The organism is Cellulosimicrobium sp. 22598, assembly GCF_052044445.1.
Lineage (GTDB): Bacteria > Actinomycetota > Actinomycetes > Actinomycetales > Cellulomonadaceae > Cellulosimicrobium > Cellulosimicrobium cellulans_G.
This window is the reverse complement of record NZ_JBQEMZ010000024.1, coordinates 17,265-34,959: the sequence shown is the minus strand read 5'-3', so window position 1 is coordinate 34,959 and position 17,695 is coordinate 17,265. Positions and strand designations below refer to the sequence as shown.

The following is a 17,695-nucleotide window of genomic DNA, read 5'->3' as shown; positions in this document are numbered from 1 at the left end:
GTGTCGTCATCCGTCGGATGACGACACCAAGGTCGTGCTCGCGGGCGCGCAGGGTCGTGGTCGGGCGGAGTCAGGCCTCCTGGCAGGTCCCCGGCGCCGCGGCCGACGTCGCGTCCGGGCAGAGCAGGTGCGCCCACTCCCGCGGCCCGTACGCGTCCCGGGTCGCGTCGACGAAGATCTCGACGCCGTCGATCCGCGGCCCCACCCGGTAGTAGCTCACGATCGGGTCGCCCTCCGTCGTCGGCATGGTGACCACGAGCTCCGCACCCGTCGCGGCGGCGGCGTCGAGGCAGCGGAACAGGTCGTCCGGGACGCTCTCCCCCTGGTCGAGCCGGACGTCGCCGCACAGGTCGAGCGGCTCCCGGTCGACGAACGCCGCCGGGGCGACCGCGTCGCCGTCACCCCGGGCTCCCGACGGCGTGGGTACGTCGTCGGCCGGCGGCTGCGAGCCCGTCGTCGCGCACGCGCCCACGACGAGGAGCCCCGCCAGCACCTGGACCAGGATCGCGACGCGCGTCGTCCGGCTCATACCCGGGACGTGTGGTGACACCCCGCGACCTTGCACCTCGTCCCCGTTCCCGGTGGTCGACGGCGGTCGTCACGACGGAGGCGACGCGCGTCGAGCCCGGGGCCGGGGATCAGCCGGCGTCCCCGGACGGCACCTTGTCCGCGACGTCGTCGTAGGTGACCTCGGCCGGAGGCTCGGCAGGCGCGTAGACCAGGCGCACGACGCCCGTCGGGAAGGTCTCGGAGCGCAGGAGCGTGAGCGGGTAGTAGGGCTCGCCCTCGTCGAAGAGCCGCTCGCCCGAGCGGGCCGCGACGGGGTGGACGAGGAGCCGCAGCTCGTCGAGCAGCCCGGCGGCGAGGAGCTGGCGCACCACCGAGATCGACCCCGCGACGAGCACCTTGCCCAGTCCGGGCTCCTCCTTGAGCGCACGGACGGCGTCGACGAGGTCGCCGTCGATCCGCTCGACGTGCCGCCACCCGAGGTCCTGGTCGCCGCGCGTCGCGACGATCTTGCGCATGTCCCCGAGCCGCGCGGCGAACGACGCGTCCTCGCCCCCGGCGGTCTCCCGCTCGGGCCACGCGCCGGCGAAGCTGTCGTAGGTGACCCGCCCGAGGAGCAGCGCGTCGACGTCCTGGTAGTCCTCGTCGACGGCGGCGGCCATGTTGTCGTCGAAGTACGGGAAGTGCCACGCCGGGTCGATCTCGGCGACACCGTCGAGCGAGAGGAACAGGGTGGAGACGAGCGTCGCGGTCATGGGGTGGCCTTCCGGTCGAGGACGAGACGACGGGGCAGACCCTCGCGCCCGCGCGAACTCATCGTCCCGCCGAGCACGACCTCACGCGCGGTCGAGCACGATGTTCCTGTCGTCATCCGACGGAAATCGACAGCAACATCGTGCTCGGCTGAACCGCGGGGGGCCGGGGCCGGTGGCGGAGGGTCAGCGGCGCAGGGCCAGCGTGAGGGTCAGACCGACCGCGAGGTGCTCGACGGCGAGGAGCGCCACCGCGGCAGGGGTCACCGCGCCGAGCGGGCCGAGCAGCGAGACGAGCAGCACGACGGCGCACGTCACGAGCCACGCGCGCTCGCCCCGCCGCGGGCGACGGGACGCCAGCCGGCCGAGCAGGGCGCGCACGCCCCACGCGGCGTACCCGACGACGAGCGCCGTGACGACCGCGGCGACGACGCCGACGGTCTGGGTGCCGGTCGCGGTACGCACCTCCGGGTCGACGCCGAGCGCCGTCCCGACGAGCAGGACGACGGCGGCGACCGCCGCGGCGACGAGCGGGACGGACCAGCGGGGGACGCGGCGTCGGACGTCCCCGGGGACCTGCCGCCCGACGGTCGCGGTGGACGAGCCGGGATGGCGGGGGACGTCCGAGGTGCGGTACGTGGTGGTCGGCGTCGTGGACATGACACTCCTCCTTCGTCACGCGACGGTGCCGCGTGCTCTCACGGCCGAGGCCGCGGCCGGCGGGGTGCCGACGTCGTCCACCCTCGCGGCGGCGGGGCTCCCGCCGCACCGACCGGACGTCGGTGCGCGACCCGACCGGCGTCCACCCCTGCCCCTCCTGCCGGACCCCGACCCCCGACCTTGGTCGGTGGTCGACCGTGACGGTGCCCCCTAGCGTCCGGAGCATGACCACTCGCACCGACTGCCCTCCGTCCCCCGGACGCCCCGTCCTCGCGACGGCCGCCGCACGCCGCGACGGGAACCGCCCGCTCGTCCCGTGGTGGACGTTCGCCCTCGCGTGGCTCGCCGTCGCGGCGCTCACGGTGCTCGCGACGGCCGGGATCGTCGGCCAGGACGACCCGGGCGCGCAGCCCGCGATCGACGTCGCCGTCGCGGTGCTGGCCCTCGCCGTCCTCCCGCTCCTGTGGTCGCGGTCCCCGCGCAACGCGCCGGTGCTCGGCGCGCTGATGCTCGCGTCGCTCGCGGCGTACTCCGGTGCGGCGACCCCCGCCTCGACGGTCGCGACCCTGCAGGTCGCGCGCTGGTACCCGGCGCGCACGGCGGTCCCGGTCGCGGTCGCGGGCTTCCTCGGCCACGCCGTGCAGGCGCTGTGGCGCCCGGAGGCGCTGCCGCTCGGCTGGTGGCTCCTGTGCGACCTCGCGGTGCACGCCGCCCTGCTCGGCTGGGGGCTGTACTGGCAGGCGCGGGCCCAGCTCATGTGGTCCCTGCGCGACCGCGCGCGCCGCGCCGAGGCCGAGCAGGAGCACCGCGTCGCGGAGGCGCGGGCCGCGGAGCGCACGCGGATCGCCCGCGAGATGCACGACACCCTCGCCCACCGCCTCTCGCTCCTCGCCGCGACGGCGGGGGCGCTCGAGTACCGCCCCGACGCCGACCCGGCGCAGATCGCCCGCGCCGCGGGCCTGGTCCGGGCCGGGGTGAGCTCCGCGCTCGGCGACCTGCGCGACGTCGTACGGGTGCTGCGCGCCGACCCCGACGAGGTCGACGGAGGCGCCCCCGCACCGCAGCCCACGCTCGACGACGTCGACCGCCTCGTCGCCGAGGCGCGCGCGGCGGGCGGCGACGTCGCCTACGAGCGGTCGGGCTCGGCGGACGTGCCGCGGACCGTCGAGGTCGCGGCCTACCGCGTCGCGCAGGAGGGGCTGACGAACGCCCGCCGGCACGCGCCGGGCAGCCCGGTCGTGCTGCGGGTCACGGCCCGGGCGGGCGAGGTGCGCGTCACGGTGTCCGACGGCGGTCCGCGCCTCGTCGCGGTCGGTGGCGTCGGTGGAGCGCGGGACGCGGCGGGAGAGGGCACCGGCACCGGGCTCGTCGGGCTGCGCGAGCGGGTCGACCTGCTCGGCGGGACGCTCGACGCCGGAGCGCGGGACGACGGGTTCGTCCTCGATGTCCGGCTACCGTGGGACGCGTGAGCGATCAGGGTGGACGCGGAGGCGGGGCGCGCGCGGACGGACGGGCACCGGGCGACGCGCCACGCACCCGGCTGGTGATCGTCGACGACGACGCGCTCGTCCGCGCCGGGCTGCGGCTCATGCTCGACGGCGCGCACGGGATCGAGGTCGTCGGCGAGGCCGCCGACGGGGCCGAGGTCACGTCGGTGCTCGACGCCCACCCGACCGACGTCGTGCTCATGGACCTGCGGATGCCGCGGGTCGACGGGATCGAGGCCACGCGGCGGGTGCGTTCGAGGGCCGGCGCGCCCGCCGTCGTCGTGCTCACGACGTTCGACAGCGACGAGGAGGTGGTCGGCGCCCTGCACGCCGGGGCGTCCGGCTACCTGCTCAAGGACATGCCGCCGGAGCGAATCGTGGCGGCGGTGCGCGCGGCGGCCGCGGGCGAGCCGGTCCTGTCGCCGGAGATCGCGCGGCGGCTCATGACGTCGGTCGCCGACGCGGGGGGCGAGCGGGACCGTGCCCGCGCGGCGCTCGACGCGCTCACCGGACGCGAGCGCGACGTCGCGGTCGAGCTGGGCCGCGGCGCGGCGAACGCCGAGATCGCGGCGACCCTGTTCCTCAGCGTCCCGACGGTGAAGGCGCACGTGTCGAACGTGCTGCTCAAGCTCGGCCTGGAGAACCGGACGCAGGTCGCGCTGCTCGTCCACGCCGCCGACCTGACCTGACGACAGACCTCCCTGCCTCCGTGTCCGACCACGTCCTGGCCCGCCGTCGAGCACGACATGGAGGTCGTTCTGGCTCCGATAACGACCCTCATGTCGTGTTCGGCCAGAAGGGTGAGGTCAGTCGCCGGGCCACTCCCCCGTCCAGCGCTCGAACGCACGCGCGCCGCCGCGGTCGATGAGTGCCTTGACCGCCGCGAAGATGGCGCCCTGGATCAGCGCCGCGACGAGGATCTCGCGCAGCCGGTACTCGGACTCGAGCGGCTTGGGCGCGTCCGTCCGGTGGCCCGGGGTCACGCGCTTGTAGACCTGCTTGAACACCTGCCCCGCGACGAGCCCGCCCACGATCGAGCTGGCGAGCCCCACGGGGCGGTAGAGGATCTTCGCGGCCTTGCCGCCGGTCTTCTCCGGGGGATGCGTCCCCGCCGTCACGTCGTCGCTCATCCCTCGACGCTAGGTCGGCTGCGGCTCTCTCGCCCGTCGCACGACCGCGAGCGCCGTCCGCGTGGGGGTCAGCCCGGGACGACGGCGCAGCCCGCCGGGTCGGGCGCGACGCGCACGCGGGCACCGGGTTCGTGCCCTGCGTCGGCACCGCCACCCGCGAGCGCCACGAGGCGGGCCGGTGCGCCGTGGTCGGCGCCGGGGAGGACGACGTCGACCGTGACCTCGACCGCTCCTCGCCGGAACACGCTGCCGACGACCGTCGCGGCCCACGTGTCGTCGGACGGCGCCGGGACCTCCGCGGGCACGAGCCGCAGCCCGCGCGGCCCGATCGCGAGCACGCTCCCGTCGCCGCGGGGGACGAACGCCTGGTAGCCGAGGAACTCCGCGACGCGGCGCGAGGCGGGGGCTCGCCACAGGTCCTCGGGCGGCGCGACCTGGAGGAGCCGGCCCGCGTCCATGACGGCGACGCGGTCGGCGACGGTGAACGCCTCGTCGTGGTCGTGGGTGACGAAGACGGCGGTCGTGCCGGTCGCCCGCAGCGCCTCGCGCAGGTCGAGCGCGAGGCGCTCGCGCAGCCCCCGGTCGAGCGCGGAGAGCGGCTCGTCGAGCAGGAGCAGGCGGGGGCGCGGCGCGAGCGACCGCGCGAGCGCGACCCGCTGGCGCTCGCCCCCGCTGAGGGTCGCGACGGCGCGCCGCTCGTACCCGGCCAGCCCGACGACGTCGAGCAGCTCGGTCACGCGCGCGTCGCGCTCGGCGCGCGGCAGCCCCGCGATCCCGTAGGCGACGTTGCCCGCGACGTCGCGGTGCGGGAAGAGCTGGCCCTCCTGGAACATGAGCCCGAACCCGCGCCGGTGCACGGGGACGCCCGTGAGGTCGCGGCCGGCCCACGCCACGGAGCCCGCGGCGACCGGCTCGAGCCCCGCGACGGCGCGCAGCAGGCTCGACTTGCCGCACCCGCTCGGCCCGAGCAGGGCGAGCACCTCGCCGGGCGCGACGTCGAGCGTGACGCCCGCGACCGCCGTCGTGCCGGGGTCCGTGCCCGCTCCCCCGGCGCCGCGCCCGCCGTACCGCACGACGACGTCGCGCACCGCGAGCCCGGCGGCCTCCCCGGTGCCGGGGCCCGGGCGCGGCGGCTCCGGCGTGCCCGCGCGCGCGGGGGCGGGGTCGGTCTGCACCATCAGAACTCTCCTCCGGGTCGGTCGCCGCGCAACCGCTCGGCGAGCAGCATGACGGTCGCGGTGAGCAGCGCGAGCACGACGCTCGCCGCGAGCGCCATGCCGTAGTTCTCGGCCCCCGGGCGCCCGATGAGCCGGAAGATGACGACCGGCAGGGTCGCGCTGTCCGGGCGGGCGAGGAACGACGTCGCGCCGAACTCTCCGAGCGAGACGGCGAACGCGAACCCGACGGCGAGGCCGAGGGAGCGGGCGGCGATCGGGCCGTCGACCGTGCGGAACACGCGGCCGGGCGCGGCGCCGAGGGTCGCGGCGGCCTCGCGCAGGCGCGGGTCGATGGCGCGCAGCGTCGGCAGGACCGTGCGCACGACGAGCGGGGTCGCGACGACCGCCTGCGCGATCGGCACGAGGAGCCCCGACGTGCGCAGGTCGACGTCGAGGCCGAGCGGCCGGTCGAGCGTGACGAGGAACCCGAAGCCGACCGTCACGGCGGAGACCCCGAGCGGGAGCATGAACACCGAGTCGAGCACCGAGATCGCGCGCCGCCCGCCGCGCGAGCGCGGGCGCCGGGACACGACGAGCGCCACGAGACCCCCGATCACGACGGCGAGCACGGTCGCGAGCGCGGCGGTGCGCAGCGAGTTGCCCGCCGCCTCCCACACGGTGACGGACAGCGCGTTGCGCCCGCCCGTCGTGCCGAGGTTCGCGTAGTTGTCGAGGCCCCAGCCGCCGCCCGGGACGCGGAACGAGCGCACGACGAGCGTGCCGAGCGGCAGCCCGACGAGCACGACGACCACGGCCGCGGTGAGCGCCGCGGGCGCGAGGTCGCCCGTCGGGCGGCCGTCGCGCCACAGCCGCAGCGGGTGCGCGGACGACGCCGAGGACGACAGGTTGAGGGCGCGCTCGCGCCGGGCCCGCGTGCGGTTCGCCACCGTGAGCGCCGCCGCGACGACCACGAGCTGCACGACCGACAGCACCGCCGCGGTGCGCAGGTCGAGGAACTGCGTGGTCTGGATCCAGATCTCCGTCTCGATCGTCCCGTAGCGGATGCCGCCGAGCACGAGCACGACGCCGAACGCCGTCGCGCAGAAGAGGAAGACGATCGACGCGGCGCTCGCGATCGCGGGCGTCAGCGCCGGGAGCGTCACGGTGCGGAACGCGCGCCACGGCGTCGCGCCGAGGGCGCGCGCCGCCTGCTCGGCGCGCGGGTCGAGGTGCTCCCAGAGCCCGCCGACCGTGCGCACCACCACGGAGTAGTTGAAGAACACGAGCGCGACGACGATCGCCGCGAACGTCTCGTCGAGCCGCAGGAACCCGAGCGGGCCGCCCTGCACGAGCAGCGACCGGAACGCGACGCCGACGACGACGGTCGGCAGCACGAACGGCACCGTGACGAGCGCGCGCACGACCCGCCGCCCGGGGAACCGGCACCGGTACAGCACGTACGCGCCGGGCACGCCGAGCAGCACCGAGAACGTCGTGCCGAGCACCGCCTGCCAGAGCGTGAGCCCGAGGATCCGCCACGTCCGTGGCTGCGAGAACACCTCCGCGAACCCGGACAGGTCGAGGCCGCCGTCGTCCCCGACGAACCCGCGCGCCACGAGCGTGACGACCGGCCACGCGAAGAACACCCCGAGGAACGCGAGCGGCACCGCCGTCGCCAGACCCCACAGCACCGCGCGTCCGACGCCGCCCCGCCAGACCGCCCGACCCCTCACCACGGCTCTACCTCGCGCGACCACGGCTCTACCTCGGCAGACCGGGGCTCTACCTCGCGAGGTAGAGGCGTGGTCGCGCAGCGCGCACCGGGCGTCAGTCGACGACCGTGGCCGTCCATGCCTTGATCCACTCGTCGCGGTGCGCCGAGACGTCGGCGGGTGCGACCTCGAAGGGCTCGTCGGCGAGCGGGGCGAACTCGGCCCAGCCGTCGGGGAGCGCGACGGAGTCGTCGGCGGGGTACATGTACATCTGCTCCGGGACGTCGGCCTGGAACGCCTCGCTCACGAGGAAGTCGACGAGCTGCTGCGCGCCCTCGGGGTTCTTCGCGTTCGCGAGCACGCCCGCGTACTCGACCTGGCGGAAGCACGTGTCGAGCAGCGCGCCGGTCGTGGACGCGGAGCCGTCCTCGGTGAGCGTGAACGCGGGCGACGTCGAGTACGACAGCACGAGCGGGCGCGGCCCGGCGCCCTCGGAGCCGGAGAAGTCGACGTAGTACGCGTCGGACCACCCGTCGACGACCTTGACGCCGTTGTCCCGGAGGTCCGCCCAGTAGTCCTCGTAGCCGTCCTCACCGAACGCGCCGATCGTCGCGAGGAGGAACGCGAGACCGGGCGACGACGTCGCCGGGTTGGTCACGACGAGGAGGTCCTCGTACTCCGGCTTCGCGAGGTCCTCGAGCGAGACGGGCTCCGGGATCCCGGCGTCGGCGAACCACGCGTGGTCGACGTTGACGCACACGTCGCCGAGGTCGACCGCCGTGAGCTCGTCGCCGTCGCCGACGGCGTACGAGGCCGCCGAGTCGGACAGGCCCTCCGGCGTGTAGGGCGCGAGGACGCCCTCGTCGATCGCCCGCGACGCGAACGTGTTGTCGATCCCGAACACGACGTCGCCCAGCGGCGAGTCCTTGGTGAGGATCAGCTGGTTGACGAGCGCGCCGCCGTCGCCGGGGGCGACCTGCTCGACGGTGAGCCCGCTCTCCTCCTCGAACGCGGCGAGCACCTCGTCGCTCACGGCGAAGGAGTCGTGGGTGACCAGGGTGACCGTGCCCCCGGTGCCCGACGACGCGTCGTCACCTCCGGAGCCTGAGGTCGCGTCCTCGCCGCCACTGCACGCGGCGAGGGCGAGGAGGGCGAGGGTCGTGCCCGCGCCCGTGACGAGGGCGCTCCGGCGGGTACGGGCGGTCGTGCGCTGCATGTGTCCTCCCAGGACGTTCAGGAGGGGTTCACCGGCCCGCGCGACCGTGCCCCGCGAGCGCGGGCGACCGCACGAGCAGGTGATCGAGATTCCCGACTTCCTCCACCGGTGCTAACCGGATCAGGTTCGAGGGTCTGCGGTGGTCCGCACTCTCAGCTCCTCCAGGAGCTCCCCTGTCGTTCCCGTCGAGCCTACACCGGGCCGCGCCTGGGGAATCCCCCTGAGAGAACCCTGAGCGCGGCCCCGCGGCGACCAGGGAGGGGTTCCGGGCCGGTCCCCGATGCCCCGGGGCGCACCGCCGCGGGAGGGTCGAGACGACCGGACCGGGACACCCGGCCGACGACGCAGGAGGGGAAGGACCGATGAGCAGCAGACCTGGGACGACGGGCGTGAGGACGACCGTCGCCGCGCCCGCCGAGCACGCCGCGGGTGCCGCCGGGACCACGCCGGAGCGGCCCGTGATCGCCACCGCGCGGGGGATCGTGAAGACCTACGGGCGCGGCGAGGCCGCGGTCCGCGCCCTGGACGGCGTCGACGTCGACCTCGAACGGGGGCGCCTGACCGCGATCATGGGCCCGTCGGGGTCGGGCAAGTCGACCCTCATGCACTGCCTCGCCGGGCTGGACTCCCCCACGGCGGGGACCGTCGTCGTGGACGGCGAGACCGTCTCGGCGATGAGCGAGCGACGGCTGACGCGGCTGCGACGCACGCGCATCGGGTTCGTCTTCCAGTCGTTCAACCTCGTGCCGACGCTCACGGCGGAGGAGAACATCGTGCTCCCGCTCGCCGTCGCGCGCCGGCCCGTGGACCGGGAGTGGTTCGACCGCGTCGTCGACGCCGTCGGCCTGCGCCCGCGGCTCGGGCACCGGCCGGCGGAGCTCTCGGGCGGGCAGCAGCAGCGGGTCGCGTGCGCGCGGGCGCTCGTGTCCCGGCCGGCGGTCGTGTTCGCGGACGAGCCGACCGGCAACCTCGACTCGCGCGCCGCCGCGGAGGTGCTCGGCTTCCTGCGCGCCTCGGTGGACGACCTCGGCCAGTCCGTCGCGATGGTCACGCACGACCCGACGGCGGCGTCGTACGCGCACCGCGTGCTGTTCCTCGCGGACGGGCGCCTCGTGACCGAGCTGCGCGACCCGACGCCGCAGGCCGTCCTCGACACGCTCGGGGCCCTCACGCCCGCGGCGTCCGCGGGCGCGCACGCCGCCGGCCCGGCGCACGAACCGGCGACCGTCCGATGATGGGCCGGATCGCGCTGCGCGGCGTGCGCGCGCACGGCGCACAGCTCGTGCTGTCCGTGCTCGCGGTGACGATCGGCGTCGCGTTCGTCACCGGCACGTTCGCGCTCCGCGCGATGCTCGCCTCGACGTTCGACGGCATCGTCGCGTCGTCGATCCAGGCCGACGCGTACGTGCGCGGCGCGGCCAGCGCCGGGTCCGCGCTCGAGTCGTCGTCCGCGCAGCTCGGCGGCGCACGGAGCCTCGTCCCGGCGGACCTGGCCGGCACGCTCGACGCGCGGGACGACGTCGACCTCGCGCTCGCGGAGGTGAGCGGCCCCGCCGTCCTGGTGGGCGCCGACGGCACCGCGGTGCTGAGCACCCAGGCGCCGAGCATGGCGGTCGGGTACGACCCGCGCGACCCCGGGCCGCGCGTGGTCGACGGCCGGGCGCCGGAGAACGGCGGCGAGGTCGCGCTCGAGTCCGCGACGCTCGAGGCGTCCGGGCTCGCCGTGGGCGACACGACCGACGTCGTGCTCGGGGACGCGGTGCGCCCGGTGCGCGTCGTCGGCGAGCTCTCCCTGTCCGCGCCCATGGCGGGCGCGACGATCGTCCTGCTCGACGCGGCGACCGCGGCCGCGACGTACGCGCCGGACGGCATGGTGCCGTCGATCGCCCTGCACGCCTCCGACGGCGTCTCGCCCGAGGCGCTGCGCGACGCCGTCGCGACGTCGCTGCCCGACGGCGCCGAGGCCGTGACGGGCGCGGAGCTGCGCGCCGAGACGAGCAGCGCCGTCGCCGACCAGCTCGGCTTCGTCTCGACGTTCCTGCTCGTGTTCGCCGGGCTCGCGCTGTTCGTCGGCACGTTCATCATCACCAACACGTTCGCGATGCACGTGCGCCGCCGCACGCGCGAGCTCGCGCTCCTGCGCGCCGTCGGGGTGTCGCCCGGGCAGGTGTTCGCCTCGGTGCTGGGGCAGGCCGCGGTCGTCGGGGTCGTCGGCGCGGTGCTGGGCGTCGCGGCCGGGTTCGGGCTCGCCGAGCTCGCGCGGGCCGGGCTCGGCGCGGTGGGCATGGAGCTCGCCGGCTCGCTGCCCGTGACGACGGCCGGGATCGTGGTCCCGCTCGTCGTCGGGGTCGTGGTGTCGGTCGTGGCGGCGGCCCTGCCCGCGCGCCACGCGGCGCTCGTCCGGCCCGTCGAGGCGATGCGGGCCGACGTCGTGCGGCCAGCCGGCCCGGGCGTCGCCCGGGTGGTCGCGGGGACGCTGACCCTGCTCGCCGGCACCGGTCTCGTGGTGGGCGCAGCGGTGGTCGGGAGCGGCGGCGCGCCGCTCCTCGGGCTCGGCGCCGTCGGGGTGATCGCGGGCGTGCTGCTGCTCTCCCCGCTCGCGGTCGGTCCCGTGCTCGGAGTCCTCGCCGCGCCGTTCGTCGCGCTGGTCCGGCCGCTCGGCGGGCTCGCGCGCGGCAACGTGACGCGCCAACCGCGGCGCACGGCCGCGACCGCAGGGGCGCTCGTCGTGGGGATGGCGCTCGTGTCGACGACGTCCGTCCTCGCGCTCTCGGCACGCGAGTCCGTGACCGGCATCGTCGACGAGGAGACGGCCGCCGACCTCGTCGTCCGGTCCGCGACCCCGTACCTGCCCGAGGGCGTCGCGACCGACGTGCGCGCCGTGCCCGGCGTCGCGTCCGTCGACCTCACGACGTACGGGCAGGTCGCCGTCGACGGCGAGCCGCAGCTCGTCGTCGGGTTCCCCGCCGAGGGCTTCGGCCGCTCGGTCCGCACGACGGCCGTCGAGGGCGACCTCGACGCGTACGCGCGCGGCGAGGCGGCCGTCATGGCGGACGCGCTCGACGAGCACGGCTGGGCGCTCGGCGACGTCGTGACGATCGCCGACCCCACCCGGCCCGACCTCCCGGCGCACGACGTCCGCATCGGCGCCGTGATCGACTCCCACGCGTTCTCGGTCGACATGCTCCTGCCGCCGGACGTCGCCTCGGCCGTCGGCGCGACGACCCCCGAGATGCTGTTCCTCGACGTCGAGCCGGGCGCCGACCTCGCGGCCGTGCGGGGCGCGGTGACCGAGGCCGTCGCGCCCTACGTCGTCGCGAGCGTGCTCGACGCCGACGAGTTCGCCGGGGAGGTCGCGTCCCAGGTCGAGTCGATCCTCGCGATCGTCTACGCGCTGCTCGGCCTGTCCGTGCTCGTCGCGGTGCTCGGGATCGTCAACACGCTCGCCCTGTCCGTCGTCGAGCGGACGCGTGAGATCGGGCTCCTGCGCGCCGTCGGGCTGGGGCGCGCCCAGCTCGCCACGACGATCGTCATCGAGTCCGTGCTCGTCGCCGTGTTCGGGACGGCGGTCGGGCTGGTCGTGGGGACGGGCCTGGCCGCCGCGCTCCCGTCCGTCCTCGCGGACGAGGGCTTCACGACCCTCGCCGTGCCGTGGGCCCAGCTCGGGGCGATGCTCGCGCTCGCCGCGGTCGTCGGGGTCGTCGCGGCGGTCTGGCCCGCGACGCGCGCGGCCCGATTGCCCGTGCTCGACGCGGTGAGCCAGGAGTGACGCGAGGGCGGTGACGAGAGGCGAGAAGTGGCCCTCCACGGTGGCGTCCAGAGGGCCACTTCTCGCGTCTCGCGACGTCGGTCCGCGGGTGCGTGCGCGCGCCGCGCGACGCGGGCGCCGACCGTTCGCACTACGGTGGGAGCACGCCCGCGCCGACCGGCGCCCCGACTCACGGAGGACCCTCGTGGCCGACACGACCGAGACCGAGCAGACCCTGGCCGTGAAGGTCGGCACCGTCGCCCTCACGTTCGCCGCGGGCTGGGTGGCGCAGAAGCTCGTCACGTTCGTCTGGGCGAAGGTCACGGGTCACGACGCCCCCAAGGATCTCGACGACGAGGAGGTCGGCATCGTCTCCGCCGTCACCTTCGCGGCCGTCGCCGCCGGCGTCGGCGTCCTCGCGCGCCGGTTCGCCGGCAAGGAGGCCAAGCGCGTCGTCGCCCGCCTCGCGTCGCGCGCGTCGTAGTCCCACCGCCCGAACCCGGGGTCCTTCCTCACGATCGTCACGACGTGGGGAGGGACCCCGGGTTCGGCGCGCCCGACGGCGGACGTCGGCGCCGGAGTCAGCGCACCGGGGCCGCGGGCTCGGGCGGGGTCCAGCCCATCGCGGCGCGCGCCCCGCGCGCTACCGCGGAGGCCGGGGTCAGGCGCATGAGCCCGTTCCGGACGGTCTGCCGCCAGCCGCCGCCGAGGTGCGAGCCGAAGCGACCCGTCGCGACCGACGCCCGGGCGAGCGCCCGGCACCGTGGCCGGCGCGCGGCGTCGTACCCCGCGAGCGCCGGGGCGAGCCGACCGCCCGCCGCGACGGGCGACCCGACCAGGAGGCCGACGCACAGCCCGTCCTCCAGCGCCGTCGCCGCACCCTGCCCCATCGTCGGGAGCGTGCCGTGCGCGGCGTCGCCGACCAGGGCGACGCGGCCCGTCGCGTAGCGCGGGAGGCCGCCGGGCAGGTGGTGCACGTCGTGGCGCAGGACGGCGTCCGGCGACGTCGCGGCGAGGACCTCCTGCACCGGCGGCGCCCACCCGGCGAACCGCTCACGGGCCGCGCCCAGCTCGTCGTCCAGCCGCGTCCGCTCGGGCATCGCGACGTAGCCGTACCAGTAGGTCTCGTCGGCGGCGGTGCGCAGCAGGCCGAACTCCGCGTGCGCGCCCCAGTACTGGGTCAGGGCCTCCGCGCCCCAGGCACCGGGGGTGATCGCGCGCCAGCTCGAGTAGCCGCTGTACACCGGCACGCTCGCCGGGAACAGGGTCGCGCGGACGGCGCTGCGCATCCCGTCCGCGCCGACGACGAGGTCCGCCTCCCGACCCGCGACGACGGCGGGCGACCCGGCGGGGTCGCCGGGATCCAGCGCGGTCACCGGCGTCGCCGTGACGATCTCGACGCCCAGGTCGGTCGCCCGGCGGTGCAGCGCCTCGTGGAGCCGACGCCGGTGGACGCCGACCAGCCCGACGGACGCGCGCACCTCGGGGGTGCCGGGCAGCGTGAGGATCGGGCGCCCGTAGAGGTCCCACGTCCCGCCCGCCCAGGTCGCGTACCCGAGCCGGGCGACGGCGTCGTCGTCGAACCCGAGGCCGCGGAACGCCGCGACCGCGTTGCGCGACATGGCGAAACCCGCGCCGACCTCGCCCAGCGCGGGTGAGCGCTCGAGGACGGTGACGCCCCACCCCGTGCCCGCGAGAGAGATCGCGGACGCGAGACCGGCGATCCCGGCTCCGACGACGATCGCGGTAGGGGTCATGGGTGCCTCCAGGTCGACGAGCCCGAGCGCGCATACCACTACGGGCGTTGTAGTACCGATGTTGCCATACTGGCAGCCATGCCGAGGACCAACCCCGGGCGGCGGGCCGCTCTCGCGGACGCCGCCGTCGCCCTCCTCGCCACGGACGGCGTGCACGGCCTCACCCATCGCACGGTCGAGCGCGCCGCAGGGCTCCCGGCAGGGACCGCGGCCAACTACGTCCGCAGCAGGGAGGAGCTCCTCGTCGCCGCGGCCGAGCGCGTCGTCGACCTGCACCTCGCCGCCATGCGGCGGATCGACCGGACGCTCGACGTCTCCGGCCCCCCGGAGCCGCTGACCGAGCTCCTCGCCGCATCCCTCGAGGACGCCGTCACGACGTCGCGCGAGCGGTACCTCGCGATCTTCGAGCTCCAGCTCGAGGCGCGCCGCCGCCCGGCGCTCGCCACGGCGCTGGCGCGGCTCGGCTCCGTCGCGACCGCGTTCACCGCCGACGAGCACGCCGCGCTGGGGCTCGACGTCCCGCCCGACGCGATCCCCCTGCTCGTCACCCTCTACGGCGGCGCGCTGTTCTCCCTGGTCAGCGCCCCGGGAGGCGTCGACCGCGAGACGACCCGCCGCCTCGCCCGCGCGATCGTGCGGGGAGCCCTCGGAGCCGACCCGTCCGCCCCACCGACCTGACCGCCACCGCCCGCGGGCGAGGCGCTCGCGGGCCGGCAGCGCCCGGCACTCCCGCCCCGGTACCCTGGCGCGCGTGACGGCCCCACCGGCAACCCCTGCGAGCGCCACGCCGGTCCCCCAGGACCCGGTCCTGCGATCCGGCGCGCGCGTCCTCGCCGACGCCGGCCGCCTGCTGTCCCGGCACTGGCCCGCGCTCGTCGCGGTCGCGCTCCTCGCCGAGGTCGTGCACGAGCTCGCGCTGCGGGCGGCGCTCGCGGTCGCCCCGTCGTCCGGCGTGCTCGGCCTGCTCGTGCTGTGCTTCTCGCCGCTCGCGACGGTCGTCGGGATCGTCGTCATGCTGCACGTCCTGCGCCGCGAGCCGCGGACGGAGCGCGACCGCCTCGAGGTCCGGGCGCTCCTCGGCTCGATCGCGTCGGTCCTCGTCCCGTACCTCGTCATCTACGAGTTCTACGGCGGCCTCTCGTCCGACTGGCAGTCGTACATCGACTCCGCGGCGCTCGACCACGCGTTCGCGGCCGGGTCCGGGATCGAGACGGCGAGCCCGATCCCCGAGGGCTTCGGGCTCACGGTCGTGCTCGTCGTCGCGGGCGCGCTGCTCGCCCGGACGCTGCTCGAACGTCTCGCCAAGCGCGTCGACCGCGGCATCTCCGCCGCGGGCGGCGACACGCGGCGGAGCGCACGCTCGGCCGCGGTCCGCATCGCGGCGGGCTACTGCGAGGTCGTGTGGATCGTCGTCGGCGCGTTCACCGTGACAGCCGTCGTCGGCCGCGTGCGCGAGTGGTGGACGTCGCGCGTCGTCGTCGTCGAGACCACGACGTGGTGGGACGGCGTGGTGGCGCGCGTCGACGTGCTCAAGCCGCTCGCCGACGCCCTGGGCCCGACGACGTCGCTCCTCCTCGCGGGCGTCGTCACCGGCCTCGTCGTGCCGCTCGCCTGGCTCACCCTCGGCACGATCGTCTACGGCGTCGAGGCGATCGACGTCGTCGACCCCGCGCACGCGACGCAGGGCGGCGGCGAGCCGGCGGGCCGCGCGACGCGCGTCGTCGACCGGTTCAACCGGACGCTCGGCGAGAGCGGCGCGCGCAGAGCGTGGGAGCTCATGCTCGACCCCGGCCGGCGGTTCGGCGGCCTCGTGGGCGCGGTCGGCATGCTGTGGCGCAGCCGGTGGAGCGCCGTGCTGCTCTTCTGCGTCGCGTTCGCCCTGCTCACGCTCGGCGAGCAGGTCGTCTACACGGCCGCGCAGGCCGTCGTCGGCCAGCCGGGCATCGTCGCCTGGCGCGCGCTCGTCGGCCCGCTCGAGATCGTCGCGACGGTCGTCGTGCAGGTGCTCACGACCGTGCTGCTCGCGGCCGCGGCCGACGCGTTGCTCGCGAGCCTCGGCCTGCCGTCGGCGCTGCGGACGCGGCGCGTTGCCCGGTCCCGGACAGCGGTCGGCACGGCGGTCGGCGCGGCGGTCGGGGCCGGGGCCGGCACGACGACGGACGGCGCGTCAGCCGGCTGAGACCGTCGCGGACAGGTCGTCACCGGACCGGTCGTCGTCGGGCCGCCCCTCGACGAGCAGCGCCGCCGCGACGACGTCACGGATCTCGGTGTCCGTCAGCGCGTGGTCGCGTGCCAGGCGGACGAAGCGCGCCGCCGCGTCCGTCACCGCCGCACGCGACAGCGTCGCGGCCGGAGCCGTCACGAGGGTCCCGACCCGTCGCCGCGTCGTGACGAGCCCGGCGGCCTCCAGGTCGCGGTAGGTCCGCGCGACCGTGCCCGGCGCGATCCCCAGGTCGTTCGCGAGCGCCCGCACCGTGGGCAGGCGCTGCCCGTCGGCGAGGTCGCCCGCCGTGACGAGGGCCGCGAGCTGGGCGCGGAGCTGCTCGTAGTGCGGCGTCGGGGAGTCCAGGTCGATGCGGACGGCGAGGCTCACGCGACCGCCCCCGCCGGCTCGCGCGCGGGCGCCGCCGTCGGCGCAGGGTCGCGGGCCGGCCAGAGCAGGACCACGACCGCCACCACCATGACCGCCAGCGCCACGAGGAGCAGGGCGCTCCCGGACTGGACGTGTCCCGGGCTGAGCCCGGGCCCCCTCCGCACGCCGTCGCCGTTCCCCAGCCCCAGCCAGCGCAACGAGAGCCCGGCCAGCGCGACGAGCCCGCCGAGCGTCAGGCCCAGGACGAGCTGGGTCGCACGCTCGACGCGGCGGGCGACCCGGCGGCGCAGCCACATGTCCCACCGCTCGTCCACGTCCTCGACCGCCGGTCGCGACGCGACGAGGCGCAGCACCACCTCCGAGGCCACGACGGCGACGACCGTCCCGACCAGGAGCGGCACCGTCCACAGCCACCCGGGGAAGGGTGCGACGGTGTACGCCTCGTACCGGCCGACGACGCGGGAGATCGAGCGCGGGCCGTCGGACAGGAGGCCGAACGCCACGCTCGCGACGACGAGGCCCCCGGCCCAGGTCCACGTCAGGCGACGGGTGAGCGTCGGGACGACGTCGGCCGTCGAGCGCGCGACGAGCCGCGCCTCGCGCTGGCGGTGCGTCGGGCGCGGCCACGTGAGCTCGCCCACCGCGTGGACGGCCAGGGCGCCGACGAGCGCGACGAGCGGCAGCACCGCCGTCGTCCGCGCGCCGAGCGGGACGAGCCCGAGGTACCAGTACAGCGACGGCAGCAGGACCCCCGCGGCGACGAGCAGACCCGAGCCGGCGCTCGTCACCGCGGAGTGCCGCACCGCGCGCCGCCCCGCCGAGCTCGGGACGACGGCACGTCGGCCGTCCCACCACAGGAGCCCGGCGACGACGGCCGCGGCGAGCAGCGCGACGTCGACCGCGAGGGCGACCGGGAACGGCAACGGGTTCCCCAGCATCCACGACACCCAGCTCATGTCCACCTCCGTCAGAGATT

Annotated in this window: 17 protein-coding genes and 1 riboswitch; of the genes, 7 read left to right on the top strand and 10 right to left on the bottom strand. The window is 76.3% G+C overall.

The features are described 5' to 3' along the window. Positions 1 to 70: 70 nt before the first annotated feature. The 3 genes from ACTJIY_RS19035 to ACTJIY_RS19025 form a co-directional block, all read right to left on the bottom strand. Entirely contained in the window at positions 71 to 529 is a 459-nt protein-coding gene (locus tag ACTJIY_RS19035) for a hypothetical protein (RefSeq protein ID WP_440674852.1), read from the bottom strand. 109 nt (positions 530 to 638) lie between these two features. After that, a complete protein-coding gene (locus ACTJIY_RS19030; protein ID WP_353708277.1) occupies positions 639 to 1,262 on the bottom strand; it encodes a dihydrofolate reductase family protein in 624 nt (207 codons plus the stop codon). A gap of 183 nt (positions 1,263 to 1,445) precedes the next feature. Beyond that, complete coding sequence (locus tag ACTJIY_RS19025; RefSeq protein ID WP_440674854.1) at positions 1,446 to 1,919, bottom strand: DUF6069 family protein; 474 nt, start codon at positions 1,917 to 1,919, stop codon at positions 1,446 to 1,448. A 224-nt stretch (positions 1,920 to 2,143) separates the two neighbouring features. Here ACTJIY_RS19025 and ACTJIY_RS19020 point away from each other — a divergent pair, with 224 nt between their 5' ends. Both ACTJIY_RS19020 and ACTJIY_RS19015 read left to right on the top strand, forming a co-directional pair. Further along, positions 2,144 to 3,388, top strand: a complete 1,245-nt coding sequence (locus ACTJIY_RS19020) for a sensor histidine kinase (protein ID WP_440674856.1) — start codon at positions 2,144 to 2,146, stop codon at positions 3,386 to 3,388. Further along, positions 3,385 to 4,095, top strand: coding sequence for a response regulator (locus ACTJIY_RS19015; RefSeq protein WP_374615145.1), 711 nt, complete (start codon positions 3,385 to 3,387; stop codon positions 4,093 to 4,095). The genes ACTJIY_RS19020 and ACTJIY_RS19015 overlap by 4 nt, the downstream gene beginning before the upstream one ends. A 117-nt stretch (positions 4,096 to 4,212) precedes the next feature. Here the strand turns inward: ACTJIY_RS19015 and ACTJIY_RS19010 are convergent, their stop codons facing one another. The 4 genes from ACTJIY_RS19010 to ACTJIY_RS18995 form a co-directional block, all read right to left on the bottom strand. Then, complete coding sequence (locus tag ACTJIY_RS19010) at positions 4,213 to 4,536, bottom strand: DUF4235 domain-containing protein (RefSeq protein WP_155100015.1); 324 nt, start codon at positions 4,534 to 4,536, stop codon at positions 4,213 to 4,215. Between the two features lie 68 nt (positions 4,537 to 4,604). Further along, positions 4,605 to 5,714: an ABC transporter ATP-binding protein gene (locus tag ACTJIY_RS19005; RefSeq protein WP_440674858.1), complete on the bottom strand. Its 1,110-nt coding sequence runs from the start codon at positions 5,712 to 5,714 to the stop codon at positions 4,605 to 4,607. After that, positions 5,714 to 7,429 carry an ABC transporter permease gene (locus tag ACTJIY_RS19000; protein ID WP_440674859.1) on the bottom strand — a complete coding sequence of 572 codons (1,716 nt, stop codon included), beginning with the start codon at positions 7,427 to 7,429 and terminating at the stop codon, positions 5,714 to 5,716. The genes ACTJIY_RS19005 and ACTJIY_RS19000 overlap by 1 nt, the downstream gene beginning before the upstream one ends. Positions 7,430 to 7,520: 91 nt before the next feature. Beyond that, positions 7,521 to 8,621, bottom strand: coding sequence for a thiamine ABC transporter substrate-binding protein (locus ACTJIY_RS18995; protein WP_353708274.1), 1,101 nt, complete (start codon positions 8,619 to 8,621; stop codon positions 7,521 to 7,523). An 80-nt stretch (positions 8,622 to 8,701) separates the two neighbouring features. Beyond that, positions 8,702 to 8,806: riboswitch (TPP riboswitch) on the bottom strand. Between the two features lie 177 nt (positions 8,807 to 8,983). Here ACTJIY_RS18995 and ACTJIY_RS18990 point away from each other — a divergent pair. The 3 genes from ACTJIY_RS18990 (at position 8,984) to ACTJIY_RS18980 (ending at position 12,853) form a co-directional block, all read left to right on the top strand. Further along, the gene (locus ACTJIY_RS18990) at positions 8,984 to 9,856 is read left to right on the top strand and encodes an ABC transporter ATP-binding protein (protein WP_440674860.1); all 873 of its coding nucleotides are present in this window, start codon (positions 8,984 to 8,986) and stop codon (positions 9,854 to 9,856) included. Further along, the gene (locus ACTJIY_RS18985; protein WP_440674862.1) at positions 9,856 to 12,390 is read left to right on the top strand and encodes an ABC transporter permease; all 2,535 of its coding nucleotides are present in this window, start codon (positions 9,856 to 9,858) and stop codon (positions 12,388 to 12,390) included. The genes ACTJIY_RS18990 and ACTJIY_RS18985 overlap by 1 nt, the downstream gene beginning before the upstream one ends. A gap of 184 nt (positions 12,391 to 12,574) precedes the next feature. Beyond that, complete coding sequence (locus ACTJIY_RS18980) at positions 12,575 to 12,853, top strand: DUF4235 domain-containing protein (protein ID WP_253054198.1); 279 nt, start codon at positions 12,575 to 12,577, stop codon at positions 12,851 to 12,853. A 97-nt stretch (positions 12,854 to 12,950) separates the two neighbouring features. On the opposite strand, the gene ACTJIY_RS18975 is transcribed toward ACTJIY_RS18980, so the two are convergent. Beyond that, the gene (locus ACTJIY_RS18975) at positions 12,951 to 14,126 is read right to left on the bottom strand and encodes an FAD-dependent oxidoreductase (protein WP_440674864.1); all 1,176 of its coding nucleotides are present in this window, start codon (positions 14,124 to 14,126) and stop codon (positions 12,951 to 12,953) included. 78 nt (positions 14,127 to 14,204) lie between these two features. Between ACTJIY_RS18975 and ACTJIY_RS18970 the strand changes: the two genes are divergently transcribed. Continuing rightward, on the top strand, positions 14,205 to 14,804 hold the full coding sequence (locus ACTJIY_RS18970) for a TetR/AcrR family transcriptional regulator (RefSeq protein ID WP_440674865.1): 600 nt from the start codon (positions 14,205 to 14,207) through the stop codon (positions 14,802 to 14,804). Between the two features lie 73 nt (positions 14,805 to 14,877). Then, on the top strand, positions 14,878 to 16,305 hold the full coding sequence (locus tag ACTJIY_RS18965) for a hypothetical protein (RefSeq protein ID WP_440674866.1): 1,428 nt from the start codon (positions 14,878 to 14,880) through the stop codon (positions 16,303 to 16,305). On the opposite strand, the gene ACTJIY_RS18960 is transcribed toward ACTJIY_RS18965, so the two are convergent. Both ACTJIY_RS18960 and ACTJIY_RS18955 read right to left on the bottom strand, forming a co-directional pair. Further along, positions 16,294 to 16,719, bottom strand: a complete 426-nt coding sequence (locus ACTJIY_RS18960) for a GntR family transcriptional regulator (protein WP_253054208.1) — start codon at positions 16,717 to 16,719, stop codon at positions 16,294 to 16,296. The genes ACTJIY_RS18965 and ACTJIY_RS18960 overlap by 12 nt on opposite strands. Further along, positions 16,716 to 17,675 (bottom strand): hypothetical protein, encoded by a 960-nt coding sequence (locus ACTJIY_RS18955; protein ID WP_440674868.1) that lies wholly within the window; start codon positions 17,673 to 17,675, stop codon positions 16,716 to 16,718. The genes ACTJIY_RS18960 and ACTJIY_RS18955 overlap by 4 nt, the downstream gene beginning before the upstream one ends. Positions 17,676 to 17,695: the final 20 nt, after the last annotated feature.